The organism is Marinobacter sp. UBA3607 (assembly GCF_002375525.1).
Classification (GTDB): domain Bacteria; phylum Pseudomonadota; class Gammaproteobacteria; order Pseudomonadales; family Oleiphilaceae; genus Marinobacter; species Marinobacter vinifirmus.
Map to the genome: position 1 here is coordinate 32,041 of NZ_DFLY01000024.1, position 15,381 is coordinate 47,421.

10 protein-coding genes are annotated in these 15,381 nt (G+C 60.6%); 3 read left to right on the forward strand and 7 right to left on the reverse strand.

Features of this window, described 5'->3' with window-relative positions; translation table 11 throughout:
* The first annotated feature begins 17 nt into the window (after positions 1–17).
* The gene (gene mfd, locus B2589_RS08975) at positions 18–3,560 is read left to right on the forward strand and encodes a transcription-repair coupling factor (RefSeq protein ID WP_286816334.1); all 3,543 of its coding nucleotides are present in this window, start codon (positions 18–20) and stop codon (positions 3,558–3,560) included.
* A gap of 74 nt (positions 3,561–3,634) precedes the next feature.
* Positions 3,635–4,219 carry a CsiV family protein gene (locus B2589_RS08980; RefSeq protein ID WP_414673947.1) on the forward strand — a complete coding sequence of 195 codons (585 nt, stop codon included), beginning with the start codon at positions 3,635–3,637 and terminating at the stop codon, positions 4,217–4,219.
* On the opposite strand, the gene B2589_RS08985 is transcribed toward B2589_RS08980, so the two are convergent.
* The 4 genes from B2589_RS08985 to B2589_RS09000 form a co-directional block, all read right to left on the reverse strand.
* On the reverse strand, positions 4,200–4,976 hold the full coding sequence (locus B2589_RS08985; RefSeq protein WP_286816336.1) for an S-methyl-5'-thioinosine phosphorylase: 777 nt from the start codon (positions 4,974–4,976) through the stop codon (positions 4,200–4,202). The genes B2589_RS08980 and B2589_RS08985 overlap by 20 nt on opposite strands.
* Positions 4,973–6,184 carry a mechanosensitive ion channel family protein gene (locus B2589_RS08990; protein ID WP_286816338.1) on the reverse strand — a complete coding sequence of 404 codons (1,212 nt, stop codon included), beginning with the start codon at positions 6,182–6,184 and terminating at the stop codon, positions 4,973–4,975. The genes B2589_RS08985 and B2589_RS08990 overlap by 4 nt, the downstream gene beginning before the upstream one ends.
* A 23-nt stretch (positions 6,185–6,207) precedes the next feature.
* A complete protein-coding gene (locus B2589_RS08995; RefSeq protein WP_414673948.1) occupies positions 6,208–6,696 on the reverse strand; it encodes a L,D-transpeptidase family protein in 489 nt (162 codons plus the stop codon).
* A gap of 68 nt (positions 6,697–6,764) precedes the next feature.
* On the reverse strand, positions 6,765–7,442 hold the full coding sequence (locus tag B2589_RS09000) for a TetR/AcrR family transcriptional regulator (RefSeq protein ID WP_286816342.1): 678 nt from the start codon (positions 7,440–7,442) through the stop codon (positions 6,765–6,767).
* Between the two features lie 104 nt (positions 7,443–7,546).
* Here B2589_RS09000 and B2589_RS09005 point away from each other — a divergent pair, with 104 nt between their 5' ends.
* Entirely contained in the window at positions 7,547–8,167 is a 621-nt protein-coding gene (locus B2589_RS09005) for a riboflavin synthase subunit alpha (protein ID WP_286816343.1), read from the forward strand.
* 19 nt (positions 8,168–8,186) lie between these two features.
* Here B2589_RS09005 and B2589_RS09010 read toward each other — a convergent pair whose 3' ends face one another.
* From B2589_RS09010 to B2589_RS09020, 3 genes are all read right to left on the reverse strand, one after another.
* Positions 8,187–9,323 (reverse strand): class I SAM-dependent methyltransferase, encoded by a 1,137-nt coding sequence (locus tag B2589_RS09010; protein ID WP_286816344.1) that lies wholly within the window; start codon positions 9,321–9,323, stop codon positions 8,187–8,189.
* Entirely contained in the window at positions 9,310–10,368 is a 1,059-nt protein-coding gene (locus B2589_RS09015; protein WP_286816345.1) for a class I SAM-dependent methyltransferase, read from the reverse strand. The genes B2589_RS09010 and B2589_RS09015 overlap by 14 nt, the downstream gene beginning before the upstream one ends.
* 65 nt (positions 10,369–10,433) lie before the next feature.
* Positions 10,434–15,308: an NAD-glutamate dehydrogenase gene (locus tag B2589_RS09020; RefSeq protein ID WP_286816346.1), complete on the reverse strand. Its 4,875-nt coding sequence runs from the start codon at positions 15,306–15,308 to the stop codon at positions 10,434–10,436.
* Between the last annotated feature and the right edge of the window lie 73 nt (positions 15,309–15,381).

Consider the following 15,381-nt stretch of genomic DNA (forward strand, 5'->3'; position numbering starts at 1 on the left):
AGGAGATTTGCCAGCCCATGCCCCAAGGTTCCGCCCGCTCCTTTACTGCCACCGCCCTTATTGCGCCCGTGGCGCCGGAAAAACCGTCAGACCACCGAAAGTGGGGGCAGCTGGCCGGCTGCAGCGACGCCCTGGCCATCTGCGAAAGCGCGAGGGACCATAAAGGTCTGACCCTGGTGATCACCCGCAGCACCGATGACGCCATCCGGCTGGAACAGGCCATCCGGTTCTTCCTGAACCTGCCACCGGAAGAAGACGGCGCCGCCATCACCGAAGACGGGCTGGAACTGCTGTCACTGCCAGACTGGGAAACCCTGCCCTACGATTTATTCTCGCCACACCAGGACATCACCTCCCGACGAATCCGCACCCTGCACCGCCTGCCATCTACCCGGCACGGCATATTGGTGGTCCCGGCCCGCACCCTGATGCACCGGCTGGCACCCCCCAGCTACCTGCAGGGCAACACCCTGCTGCTGAAAGTCGGCCAGAACCTGGATATCGACAGCTGGCGCATGCAACTGGAAGCCGCCGGCTATCACCACGCCGAAAACGTGTACGAGCATGGTGAATACGCGGTACGTGGAGCGATCCTGGACATCTATCCCATGGGCTCCAACCTGCCCTACCGGATTGACCTGTTCGATGATGAAATCGAAACCCTGCGCACCTTCGATCCGGAAACCCAGCGTTCTATCGACCGCATCGAGCAGATCGAACTGCTGCCGGCCCATGAATTCCCATGGCATAAGGATGCCCGCTCCGGCTTCCGCAACCGCTGGTTCGAGCATTTCCCGAATGCCGATAAAGAGGCTCCGGTGTACCAGGATGTCAGCAACGGCATTACCCCGCCGGGCATCGAGTACTACCTGCCGCTGTTTTTTGACGAAACCGCCACCCTGTTCGATTACCTGCCGGCTTCTACCCTGGTGTTCACGGCCGACGGGCTGAACGATGCCGTGGCGGCGTTTGATGCCGAAACCCGGGCCCGCCATGAAGACCGGCGCCACGACCGGTTGCGGCCTATCCTGCCGCCCTCGGAGCTGTTCCTGCAGCAAGACGAGGTGTTTGGCCAGCTCAAACCCTACCCGAGGGTCACCTGTACTCCGGAACCGGTTGAAGGTGCCGGCAGCGCCAACTGCTATGCCGAAGCCCTGCCGGATGTGGCCATGGACGGACGGGCGGCGGATCCTGCCGGACGACTGAAACGGTTCATCAGGGAGTTTCCCGGCCGGGTACTGATCTGTGCCGAATCCTCCGGCCGGCGGGAAGCACTGATCGAAAACCTGGGTGACCACAAACTGAAACTGGCCACCGTCACTGGCTGGCAGGAGTTTCTGGAGAAATCCGACGCCACCCTGGCCATTACCATTGCCCCCATGGAACAGGGCATGGTGCTGCCGGAGCAAAACCTGGCGCTGATTACCGAAACTGCCCTGTTTGGCGAGCGGGTATTGCAGCGCCGGCGGCGCGAGAAGCCCACCGAGGTGGACGACCACGGTTACCGGGACCTGTCCGAACTGCGCATTGGCTCGCCGGTGGTGCATATCGACCACGGGGTTGGCCGCTACAAAGGCCTGGAAACCATTACCGCCGGCGGCCAGGCCGATGAATTCCTGATGCTCGAATACGCCGGCGGCTCGAAACTTTACGTGCCGGTCTCCAGCCTGCACCTGATTTCCCGCTACGCCGGTACCGATGAAGAACATGCGCCCCTGCACAAGCTGGGCACCGACCGCTGGAGCAACGCCAAGCAGAAGGCCCTGGAGAAGATTCGCGATACCGCCGCCGAACTGCTGGACGTATACGCCCGCCGGGAAGCCCGCAAGGGCTTCCAGTTTGAAGACCCGAAAGAAGCCTACCGGGCCTTCGCTGCCGGCTTCCCGTTCGAGGAAACACCAGACCAGCAGGTGGCCATTCAATCCGTGTTCGAAGACATGACCGGCGAACGCCCCATGGATCGCCTGGTGTGTGGCGATGTCGGCTTCGGTAAAACCGAGGTGGCCATGCGCGCCGCTTTCCTGGCCACCTGGTCCGGCAAGCAGGTGGCGGTACTGGTGCCCACCACCCTGCTGGCGCAGCAGCATTATGAGTCCTTCCGGGACCGGTTCTCTGACACCCCGGTGACCGTGGAACTGCTCAGCCGTTTCCGCAGCGGCGCCCAGACCACCAAGGCCATTGCCGCCATTGAAGAAGGCAAGGCCGATATTGTCATCGGCACCCACAAGCTGCTGCAGGGCGATATCAAGTTCAAGAACCTGGGGCTGGTGATTATCGACGAGGAACACCGGTTCGGCGTTCAGCAGAAAGAAAAGCTGAAGTCCCTGCGGGCGGAGGTAGACATGCTCACCCTCACCGCCACGCCCATCCCCCGGACCCTGAACATGGCCATGGGCCACTTGCGGGACCTGTCCATTATCGCCACGCCGCCGGCCCGCCGGCTGTCGGTGAAAACCTTCGTGCGCCAGCGTGACGAGGCGATGGTAAAAGAAGCCATTCTGCGGGAAATTTTGCGGGGTGGTCAGGTGTACTTCCTGCACAACGATGTCTCGACCATCGAGAAAACCGCCGAGGACCTGCGCCGGCTGATTCCCGAAGCCCGGGTAGGTGTGGCCCACGGGCAGATGCGGGAGCGCCAGCTGGAACAGATCATGTCGGACTTCTACCACAAGCGCTTCAACGTGCTGGTGTGTACCACCATTGTGGAAACCGGCATCGACATCCCCAGTGCCAACACCATTATTATCGAGCGGGCGGATAAATTCGGCCTGGCTCAGCTGCACCAGCTTCGGGGCCGGGTTGGCCGCTCCCACCACCAGGCCTACGCCTACCTGCTGACGCCACCGCCCAAGAGCATTTCCACCGACGCAAAAAAACGGCTGGATGCCATTTCCGAAGCCCAGGACCTGGGCGCCGGCTTCATGCTGGCCACCCACGACCTGGAAATCCGGGGCGCGGGCGAGCTGCTGGGCGAGGAACAGAGCGGGCAGATTGAAAGCATCGGCTTCACCCTATACATGCAGCTGCTGGACGAAGCGGTAAAAGCCATCCGAGAGGGCCGCACACCCAATGCGGAACTGCCCCTGAGCCATGGCACCGAGATGAACCTGCGCATTCCGGCGTTGATTCCGGACGACTATTTGCCGGATGTACACAACCGGCTGATGCTGTACAAGCGCATCGCCAGTGTGCAGAACGAAGAAGAATTAAAAGAACTTCAGGTTGAGATGATTGACCGGTTCGGATTATTACCGGAACCGGCAAAGAACCTGGTGAACCAGACCCGCCTGCGCCTGAAAGCAGACGCCCTGGGCATTGTAAAAGTGGACGCCGGCAAGGAATGGGTGCGCCTGGAGTTCGGCGCAAGCACGCCGGTGGACCCGCTGGTACTGGTTAAAAAAGTGCAATCCGCACCGGACACCTACCGGCTGGAAGGGGCCAACAGCTTCCGCTTCCGGCTGAATGATGATTCAACCAGTGGTAAACTCGACGCCATCTCAGCCATGCTCATGGAACTCGGGCCGGAGCAGAGCAAGCCGGCGCCGGCAAAGAAAGCCTGAGCCAACCCGAATCAGCTGGAGTGACACACTTGCAAGCACGCGATCTCTGTTTCAAGCAGGCTTTGACTGCCGCACTGGCCCTGGCATTCGTACTGATGCCAGCCGGCAAGGCCCTGGCCCAGACACCGGATGATTTTTACCGCGCAGAAGTGGTAATTGTCGAACGACTGGTAGACCCCTCTGCCCTTGAAGAGCAGATGGCCGGCATGCCGGTGGAACCACCCCTGAGCGGTATCCGCTCACTGTGGGTAGAAGACGCCAACGGCAACCGGGCTTCTGATGTCCGGCTGGCTGCCCGCAACGAACTGTACCTGAACCAGGCTGCCGCCCGTCTGGAAAACAGCGGCAACTACAGGGTTCTGGCCACCGCCGGCTGGTATCAGACGTTTCCGCCCAACTATAACGGCCGCCCCATGCGGGTCGCCGCGGGCAAATGGCTTGGCGGAGCCGGCGAGCGCGCCGTGGAAGGCCATATCGAAATCGACCGCCAGCGCTACCTGCACGTGAAGGTGCATCTTAACCACTGGCAGGAAGGTGAAGAACAGCAGGAACTGATTACCTGGATTCGCGAAACCCGCCGCATGCGCAGTGAGGAAATCCACTTTATCGATTCCCCCACTGTTGGCGTGCTGGTGTTCTTCAGGAAGATCGAGGGCTAAGCTGGCCCAGGCCGGCCATTGACCGCTCCAGGACTGTCTTCACGCCTGCCATGCCCTGGTCAATGGCCTGGTCGATTTCTTCCATGGTAATGATGTGGTCGGACTTTCCGGCCGCCCAGTTCACCACCAGGGCCAGGCACACGTAACGCATACCCAACTCCGCCGCCAGCACGGCTTCCGGCATCCCGGTCATTCCCACCAGGTCACAGCCATCCCGCTCGAGTCGCCTGATCTCGGCCGCAGTTTCCAGCCTTGGCCCCTGGGTGGCCGCGTAGACTCCGAAATCCGAGAAATCCAGCTTCAGCCCCCGGGCAGCATCAATCAGCAGTTGCCGACTTTCCTGGTCATACGGGTTGGTGAAATCAATGTGGGTAACATGCTCCAGCTCGCCCTCAAAAAAGGTGCTGGCCCGCCCCCAGGTGTAATCAATCACCTGGTCTGGCACCACCACATGGGCCGGCCCCATGGCCTTGTGGATACCACCCACGGCATTCACTCCCACCACGGTTCGCACCCCGGCGTCGTAGAGTGCCTGCAGATTGGCGCGGTAGTTCACCTGGTGGGGCGGAATGCGGTGAGGGTTGCCATGGCGGGCCAGGAACACCACGGCCTGGTCACCCAGCCGGCCATGTACCAGCTTGTCTGAGGGCTCGCCCCAACGGGTGCGGACGGTTTCTTCGCCAACAATTTCGAGGTCACTCAGACTGGTCAGGCCAGTACCGCCGATAATCCCGACCGGGTTGGTGCTTGCGGTCATGCCTTGTCTCCTGCAGATTGTCCGCCCTGCTCGCTTTCGCCACGGGATTCCGGGGCTTCTTTGCTACCCTCACTGCGGGCTTCACCTTGTTCGCTCGCCTCGCCACTGAGCCTGACACCGTCCGGCAAATGCAAGGTACGGGTCGGGAAGGCAATCTCGGCGCCATGGGATTCGATAATGTCGCTGACCTTCAGCAGTACATCTTCCTTGATCTCATGGAAGCGCACCCATTCGGTGGTCTTGGTGAAGGTGTACAGCATGATATCCAGCGATGAGGCATTGAACGCCAGGAAGTTCACAATCAGGGTCTGGTTGCTGTCGATTTCTTCGTGGTTTTTCAGCATCTCGCGGATTTCTTCCACGATCTTCTGCATGGAGTGTACATCGGCATAGCGAATGCCGATGGTTTCGGAGATGCGGCGGTTGGTCATGCGGGACGGGTTTTCCACCGCGATGGTGGTGAATACCGCGTTGGGCACATACAGGGGGCGCTTGTCGAAAGTGCGAATGGTGGTCAGGCGCCAGCCAATGTGCTCCACGGTGCCTTCAATGTTACGGTCCGGCGAGCGGATCCAGTCACCGACCTTGAACGGACGGTCCAGGTGAATGATGAAGCCGCCAAAGAAGTTGGCCAGCAGGTCCTTGGCGGCAAAGCCGACCGCGATACCACCCACACCACCAAAGGCCAGAACCCCGGAAATACTGAAGCCCAGGGTCTGCAGGGCGGTCAGCACCGCGGTGATGATAATAACCGCGCGCAACAGCTTGCTGATAGCGTTCACCGTGGTGTAATCCATCGGCTTACGCATTTTGATGGGCGATGTCAGGACCTTTTCGACTTCCTTCACCAGGCCGAACAGGAACCAGACCAGCACCCAGACAAAGCCGATCTGCAGCACCGTGCCGTTGGCCTTGAAGACTTCCGCGTCACTGAAGTGATGGGCCACCTCGGCTGCCCAGTAAACACCCTGCAGCCAGACAAACGCCACCACGGGCCGGCGGGCGGCATGCAGGAAGGCATCGTCCCATTTGTTTTTAGTCGACTTGAACTTGTTCTCGACGGCCAGAATCAACCGGCTGACTATAAAGGCAACGGTGGCCGTGCCCAGAACCAGGAGGAATATCAGGACGCCTGCACGCCACCCGTCTGACAACAAACCGAATTTTTCGATCGAGCCATTCATAAAAGCCAGCATTTGACCAATCATTGTGTTCCTCTGAGTCTGTCAGTTCATCCAATAACAACGCGGGTGCCTACCCTTACCCGCGCAAACAGTTCTGCGATGTCGGTGTTTCTCATCCGTACACAGCCATGGGACAGGGCCTCGCCCATGGGTTCGGTATCCGGGGTGCCGTGAATGTAGATAAAGCGCCGGAAGGAATCCACCCCCGGGCCACGGTTGCGCCCCCACTCCCGGCCACAAAGCCAGAGTATACGGGTCAGTATCCAGTCCCGATCAGGGTGTTCAGCTGCCAGTTGTGGCGAGTATATCTCACCGGTGGGCCGGCGGCCCCGAAAGACTGTATTCAGCGGCTGGCCTTCGCCGATGCAAGCGCGGATATAGTGCTCGCCCCGGGGAGTGCAGCCGCTGCTATCCTGCTCACCCGGTCCGTTCAGGGCGGTCGATATGGGGTAACTGGCCAGCGCGCTGCCATCAGCAGTACACACCGTTAACACCTGGCTGGCGATATCAATGGTCAGATAAGCCCCGGGGGGCAAGGGGGTATTCAAAAGGGAAGCTCCCTCCGGCCGGAAACCAGAGGGAAGCCTAACCGAGGCGGGGGAACTCAGGCAACCGGCGCGGGCCGGGCCGGGGCAGAAACCAGCATTTTGTCTGGTGCGGTCATACCGGCCGCCAGGAACGGCACCAGGCGCGCGGCAATCTCCTGCACCGTGGTGTGCACACCCAGCTTGTTTTCCAGGATGTCGATCAGGGCATCGCTGCTGGACATGGTAAAGGCGGTGGCACCCAGCATGAACTGGATACGCCAGTAGCGGTCAACCGAGGACAACTCAGGGGTGGCTTCTTTGAGAAGACGCATGAAACGACCGAATGGCTCGCTGTATTCCTGCTCCAGGAACTTGCGCAGGTGGCCCTGGCTCTGGGTGTAGGCCAGCCCGAGCAGGCGCATGAAAATGGAAATACCTTTTTCGTTGCGCTGGGGCATACGCACGGCACTTTCCGTGAGCGCCCAGAGGGTCTGGTTCAGGGTAGCCGGTTTGCCGTCACACTTTGCTTCCAGTTCGTCGAACGCAGTCTCCAGAGTTGCAGAGAAAGGCGTCAGAAAACGCGCGAAAACCGCGTGAATCAGCGCGTTCTTTGAACCAAAGTGGTAATTGACAGCGGCCAGATTTACTTTAGCCTTACTGGTAATCATGCGAAGAGACGTTTCCGAGAAACCACGCTCGGCAAAAAGCTCCTCAGCAGCATCAAGTATGCGGTCTACGGTATCTGACTGCGCCATTTTGTTATCCATGCCTCTAACAAACGTCTGTTTGAAACATACGTTTGACACCCTGCCGTGTCAAGCATACCTTGGCATGACTGCAACCGTTCAGGAGATTCGTGATGTTTACAGGTATCGTTCAGGGGGTGGCCACCATTGCGGAAGTCATCACGGCACCGGGGCTGAACACACTGGTGGTGCGCTTTCCGGAAGCCAAGGTGCAAGGTGTAACCATCGGCGCCTCGGTCGCGATCAATGGCACCTGCCTGACGGTAACCCGGCAAGACGGCGACCTGCTGTACTTTGATGCCATGCAGGAAACCCTGAGGCTGACCACACTGGGCAACCTGTCTGAAGGGGATTCAGTCAACTTTGAGCGGGCAGCCCGTATTGGTGACGAGATTGGCGGCCACCTGCTCAGCGGCCACGTGCACACCACTGCGGTTCTGGCTGAGATCCTCCGCACAGAGAACAACGTAACCCTGTGGTTCGAGGTGCCGGAGAGCTGGATGAAGTATGTGTTCCCGAAAGGCTATATCGCCATCAACGGCGCCAGCCTGACCATTGGCGAGGTCACCGGTAACCGCTTTAACGTTCACCTGATTCCGGAAACCCTGCGGGCCACGACTTTCGGTACGGCCGAACAGGGCCAGTCAGTGAACATCGAGATCGACAGCCAGACCCAGACCATCGTCGATACCCTGGCCCGGCTGGGTTACGATCGCCCTGCCCCTGCCCTTTAACCACGGTTAGCAGCGGCGCTCAGGGCGCCGCTTCGAATACCACAAAGCGCGGGCTTGCGGCCCGCTGCTCTACCTTACCAAAGAAGCGCTTGAGGGACTTGTGGTACCCCAGGTGGCGGTTGCCCACCATCAGCATTCGCCCGCCCGGCACCAGGTGCTTCGCGGCGTCCCGGAACAGTCGCAGGGCAATGTGATCCCCCACCACACCGCCTTCATGGAACGGCGGGTTCAGCAAAATCAGGTCATACTGCGCGGCTCCTTCACGAATTCCATCACTGTGCTGGCACTGTCCGGCCCGGTAACCACAGGCGCCCAGGTTATGCTGTACGCTGGCAATGGCCTGGCTGGACACATCGCTGAAATCCACTGTGATATCAGAGCCACAAGCCAGTGCCGTCAAGCCCAGCACGCCATTGCCGCAGGCCAGGTCCAGCACACGCGCGCCAGGCTTCAGCCCGGCCACGGCAGGGCCCACAAGCGGCAACAGCTCCCGGGTGCCGATGTCCAGCTTGTCCCGGGCAAAGACAGCCGGTAATGCCTCTACCGGCGCCGGCAGACCCTCCTGCGGGTAACCTTTCCAGCTTTCAGCCCAGCCCTGCAGTTGCGCCTGCCCTTTGCGGCAGACCACTACCCGGGCCTTTTTACGGGCTGGCAGTACCGTTTCGGTGACCACGGCTTCGGCAAACACATCCACGCTGCGGTCCGGCAAATGCTTGATCATGCCCCCAGCCAGCAAACAGCCGTTGTCTGCCAGCACAGAGTTTACCCAGCGCAACAGCCAGCCCAGATAGGCGCCATGGCGGGGAATGCGCAAGACCACCAGGTCAAACGGCCCCTCCGGCGGGTTCAGCCAGCTGTGCAGCAGCGCTGGCCGGGCGATACCGGGATTATGTCGGGCATTGTAATCGAGTGCATCCGGAAGGACTGCACTGTCGGCCACGCTGGTGACCGGCCCGTGGGCCTGGGCCAGCCCAAGCGTGAGCGCCCCGAACTGGTCGTCTACCACCAGCACGCGGGGGCTGTCCGCCAGCCGGTTACCGGCTTCTGCCAGCAGCAACTCGTCCGCCGCATCCCAGGCCCGCAAGCCAGGCTCCGCGCCGGGGCGGCTGAGCTTCAGGTTACCGGCAGTCAGCGGCAGTACTTCAGCGGATGGCACGATTGAAAGCCCTGTAAACGGTAAAACGGCGATCCTGGGCCAGCTTCTCGACCGGCCCGATAAAGCGCTGGATAACGGACTCATAGGGCAGGAAGCTGTTGGCCACCAGCCGCACCTCGCCCCTGGGGGCCAGATGGGCGGCCACTTCCCGAAGGAACTGTTCAGTCATGGAGGTGTCGGTTTTCACGCCACTGTGAAACGGCGGATTGGTGACCACCGCCGGCCACCGGCCCTGAATGCCGGCCAGGCCATCGGAGGCGTAGATCTGGCCTTCCGCGCCGGCCCGGGCGTAGGTTTCCCGGGCGCAGGCAACCGCCTGGGCCTGGACATCCACACCGTCTACCACACCCAGTGGCAGGCCCTGATCGCGACGGTAGCCTTGCAGCCAGCTGCCGATCACGCCGGCGCCACAGGCAAAGTCCAGCACCTTGTCTGCTTTCAGCGGGGTTTGTTCCAGGGTTTCCAGCAACATCCGGGTGCCGGCATCCAGCTCCCCTTCGCTGAACACACCAGGCAGGCCGGCTACGTCAAGGCTTACGCCGGCACAGGAAACCTGCGTCCAGCGCAACCAGTCGGTCAAGTCAAAACGGGAAAGGGGTTGGTGGTTGGTGCCGGTCCACACCTGGCAGTGGCGGGCACTGTCGACTTTCAGGGCGTCGGCCACCACGGCGGTGAATTGCTTGACGGCTCCGGCGATGCCTTCTTTCTTTTCGCCCACCAGAACCAGGCTGGCGCCTTCGCGGCCCAGGTAGCGTGCCATGGCCAGGCGTAATTCCAGTTCTGCCCGGGCCTTGGGCAGGAAGATGACCAGGGTGTCGAAACTCCCAGCGTCCTGCTCGTGGCACTGATAGCCGAAACAGGCTTGCCAGTTCGCATGCTGGCACAGCTGTTCATACACACCGGCGTGTTCGCTCATGGCCAGCCCGGGTTGTGGGCAATGGGCCAGCAGCGCCGGCTCGGATACGCCCAGCAGGGCCACCTTGCCGGTCAGCAGTTCGGCATTCCGGAGCAGAACGTCGTGTGTGTTGGTTTGTAGCTGCGCCATAAATCCTGCCTCTGCGGTTGATTCCCGCGCGGAATTGAACGGGAATCAACAGCATAACGCAAGCCTCAGATACTGCCGTCGCTGTCCGCATTCTGGTGCATGGTGCTCTGGGCCAGGTCCAGCAGCTCACGCAGGGCAACGGAGAACATGGCGTATTCCGGCTCCCGCACGCTCTTCAGCTCCGCCAGCATGGCACTCCAGCGCTCGATCATATGCTGGTGCTTCTGTTCCCAGGCTTCCACGCTCTCGGGCACCTTGCCGGCCTTGCCCGCCAGGCGCAGTACGCCGGTGGTCAGGGCGCGCTGCTGCCAGTCCAGGTCTTCCCGGAAGCTTTCCCTTGCCAGCGCCTGCCAATGGGAATTGGGCGTGAGCGCGGCAATGGAGTTGGCAAACCAGGTCAGGTCGAGGCGATCGCCCAGGTCGTAGTACAGGTTAGCCACGGTTTTCAGCGGCAGGCCGGTGGCCTCCTGGGATTCGATAATGCCCAGCGACGAGTACAGGTAACCGGTGCCGGCCAGTACCGAGGCCAGGTCTTTCGGCAAGCCGGATTCTTCCAGGTATGCGTGGCGTTGCTCCCAGTTGCTGCGAGCCTGGTCGCCCAGGTAGTCCGGCAGGCTGGAGGTAATCGCCCATACGCTGTCGGCAAACCGCTCCATATGGCTCTGGATATTGAGCTCGGCCCTGCGGTTACGCAGCAGCCAGCGAACGGCACGGCGCATCAGGCGCATCAGGTCTTGCATCAGCTCCATCTGCAGCTTGGCGGGCACATGGTAGTCCAGCGCCTCGATGCGGTCCCACCAGTTGTCGATCCGGAACACATCCCGGGCGATGATCCAGGCCAGGGCGATGGATGCAGCATCGGCACCGGTAGACTGGTTCAGGCGCTCCACAAAGGTAATGCCCATGTGGTTGACCATGTCGTTGGCAATCTGGGTGGCGATGATTTCCCGCCGCAGCTGGTGCTCGCCCAGCTCCTTCGAGAACTTCTTGTTCAGTTCCTTCGGGAATACCTTGTACATTTCGCCGGCCAGCAGCGGATCATCCGGCAGAGTGCTGGCGATCAGGGTCTGCTTCAGGTCACCCTTCACGTAGGAAATCAGTACCGACAGCTCCGGCCGGGTCAGGCCTTTCTTGGCCAGCTTGCGCTCGGCCAGGGCCTCGTCGTCGGGCAGGAATTCCAGCCCCCGGTTCAACTTGCCTTCGCTTTCCAGGGTGTTCATCAAACGGCGGTATTCTTCCAGCCTTGGCGCGGTATCGGCACTGGCAATGCTGATGGCCTGGGTTTGCCGGTAGTTGTTCTTCAGCACCAGGGCCGAGACATCGTCGGTCATCTCTTCCAGCATCACGTTGCGCTGCTTGGCGGTGAGATCACCCATGGCCACGGCACGGTTGAGCAGGATTTTCATGTTTACTTCGTGGTCTGAACAATCCACCCCACCGGAGTTGTCGATGAAGTCGGTGTTCAGCCGGCCGCCTTTCAGGGCGTATTCAATACGGCCCAGCTGGGTGAAGCCCAGGTTACCGCCCTCGCCCACCACTTTGCAGCGCAGGTCTTTGCCGTTCACCCGAAGGCCGTCGTTAGCCTTGTCGCCTACGTCGGCATGGGTTTCCTCAGCACCCTTCACATAGGTGCCGATACCGCCCACCCAGAGCAGGTCCACCTCGGACTTCAGGATGTGGCTGATCAGCATGTTCGGCGGCATGCGGTCGGCATTGATGCCCAGCAGTTTTTTCATTTCCGGGCTGACCGGGATCGACTTGGCGTTCCGGCTGAACACACCGCCGCCCTTGGAGATCAGCTTGGTGTCGTAATCGGTCCAGGCCGAACGGGGCATTTCGAACAGGCGCTTGCGCTCTTTATAGCTCTTCGCCGCATCCGGCTCCGGGTCGATAAAGATATGGATGTGGTTGAAGGCCGCGACCAGGCGGGTTTTCTCGGAACACAGCAGGCCGTTACCGAACACGTCGCCGCCCATGTCGCCAATGCCGATAGCGGTAAACTCGTCTTCCGCCGGGTTGATGCCCATTTCACGGAAGTGGCGTTCAACCGATACCCAGGCGCCCCGGGCAGTGATGCCCATCTTCTTGTGGTCGTAGCCGTTGCTGCCACCGGAGGCGAAGGCATCGCCCATCCAGAAGCCGTATTCAGCGGCCAGGCCGTTGGCAATGTCGGAGAAGGTGGCAGTGCCCTTGTCGGCGGCCACAACCAGGTAGTGGTCGTCTTCGTCGTGGCGGATAACCCGCTCAGGCGGCTGTATGCCGGCATCCACCAGGTTGTCGGTGATGTCGAGCAGGCCACGGATAAAGGTTTTGTAGGCAGCGATGCCTTCGGCCTGGAAGGCCTCCCGGTCAGACGGATCCGGCAGTTGCTTGGCCACGAAGCCGCCCTTGGCGCCCACCGGCACAATCACCGCGTTCTTCACCTGCTGGGCTTTTACCAGGCCCAGGATCTCGGTGCGGTAGTCCTCGAAGCGGTCAGACCAGCGCAGGCCACCACGGGCCACCTTGCCACCACGCAGGTGCACGCCTTCCACCCGGGGCGAGTACACGAAGATCTCGAACATGGGCATGGGCAGCGGCATGTCGGGAATGCGCGTGGGGTCAAACTTCACACTGATGTATGGCTTGGGCTGGCCTTCGGCGTCCGGCTGGTAGTAGTTGGTACGCAGGGTGGCCTGCATCAGCTCCAGATACAGCCGCAGCACCCGGTCTTCACTGAGGTTTTCCACCTCTTCCAGGCCGGCGTTAAATTCGATTTCCAGCTTTTTCTGGGCCGCTCCACTCTTGCCCGGGCTCTTGTAGCGATCCGGGTTGAAGCGGATTTCAAAGTACTCCAGAAGAATCCGGGTCAGGTTCTCGTGGTTGACCAGGGTATTGGAAATAAAGGTCTGACTGTTAGAGAACCGGATCTGCCGCATGTAACGGGCGTAGGTACGCAACAGGGCAATCTGGCGCCAGCTCATGTAAGACGACAACAGCAACCGGTTGAAGGCGTCGTTTTCTGCCTCGGTGTGCCAGACGCGGCGGAACAGCTCTTCGAAAATGGGCCGAATACGGTGGATATCCACGCCACCGGAATGGGCCTGCAGGGTAAAGTCGTGAATCCACACGGTTTTGCCGGTGCGGTCAATCACTTCAAACGGATGCTCACCAATAACCCGGAAGCCCAGGTTGTCGAAGATGGGCATCACATCCGACAGCGGCAGCGGCTCGTCCGGGTAGAACAGCTTGAAGTGCAGCGTGCTGTCGTCTTCTTCCAGCGCCCGGTAGAAACTCATGGCCAGGTCATCGGCGCTGGCCGCCTTGGTAATGTGGTCCAGGTCGATGGCGGCGCGACGGGGCGAGAACATCTCGGTGTAGCTGGCCGGGAAACCAGCCGCCCATACCCGGTAGAACTCGTTGCCGCGCTCCTCGCCATAGGCTTCGTGCAGGGCCTCGGCCAGGCCTTCACTCCAGGACTGGGCCAGCTCGATCACACGGTCGCGGATCTCCGCCAGCGGCAGCTGCCGGTTCTCCACCTGGGGCACGCGGATAGTGAACTGCACCCGGGCCAGTGGCGATTCGGAGAAGTGGGTAACAAACTCGATGTCTTCCGCTTCCAGGCGCTCCAGCAACACCTGCTCGACCTTCAGGCGCAGCTCGGTGTTGTAGATGTCCCGGGGGAAGAAGGCCAGGCAGGTAACAAACTGGCCGTAGACGTCTTCGCGCATGAACATTTCGATGCGGCGGCGCTCCTGGATGTACAGGATGCTCTTGGCCACACGCAGCAGCTCTTCGGTTTCAATCTGGAACAGCTCGTCGCGCGGATACAGGGTCAGGATCTGCTCCAGTTCCTTGCCGGCGTAGTCGGTACGCATGAAGCCGGAACGCTTCATTACGGTCTGGAACTTGCGGCGCAGCAGCGGGATTTCGTCCGGGCGCTCGTTGTATACCCGGGCGGTGTACAGGCCGAGGAAACGGCGCTCACCCACCACTTCACCCTTGCTGTTGAACTTCTTCACCGCGATGTAGTCCGGGTAGGCCGGGCGGTGCACCCGCGAACGCTGGGCCGACTTCGCGAAGATGAAGATGTCGTCGGTGCGGGTCATCTCATGGCGGGTGCGCTGGGGCAGCTCGTTCAGGCGAACCTTGTCCGGGCGTTCGTTGTTTACCCGGAAGATGCCCAGCTCGGAGTTTTCCACCCGGCGCACGGCCATGCCCTGCCTGTCTTTGACGAAGTCGTATTCGTCGTAGCCCAGGAAGGTAAAGTGGTCTTCGGTGAGCCAGCCCAGAAACGCCCGGGCTTCTTCCTTGTCTTCTTCGCTGATACCGGCGGTGGTGGCATCCAGTTCGCCCAGGATTTCACTAACCTTGTCTTTCACAATCGGGAAATCGTCCACGGCAATGCGCACTTCGTGCAGCACCGATTGCAGGGTTTCTTCCAGGCCCCGCAGGTCTGCCGGATCGCTGTGGCGATCGATTTCCAGAACGATCAATGCTTCGTAGGAGGCCGCAGACGACTTCTTGGCCGAATGCAGTTTCTTCAGCTTGCCGTTACCGTCTCGCTCCACCTGCAGAATCGAATGCTGGATGGAGTGGGTACCGATTTCCCGGCGGTTGATGGCCATGCGCAGGGAATCGATCAGAAACGGAATGTTCGGATGCAGGATAAAAATAACCGAGTGGGTAGACTGCCAGCCGTCACTTTCCAGGTCCGGATTGAATACGGTAACCGGGGTTTCCTCGGCGCTGCGCTTCTGCAGGAACTGCCAGGCCGCCAGTACCGCGCCATAGGTGTCCGAGAAGCGCCGGCTGACAAGCTCTTCCAGGGGACTGTGGGCGTAATGCTGCTTGGCGAACTCTACAACCTTCTTGGCTTCGGTTTTCGCAAGCTTGTCTGCGAATGCTTCAGCCAGTTGCTCGAAAAACTGATCCTTGCTGGCAATTGTCAGCGCATTCATATCCAACCTCTGGTTTTGTGTGAAAGAAACGTAATCACGGTATCGTCACATAAGCATAGTCAAGCTCTTGATT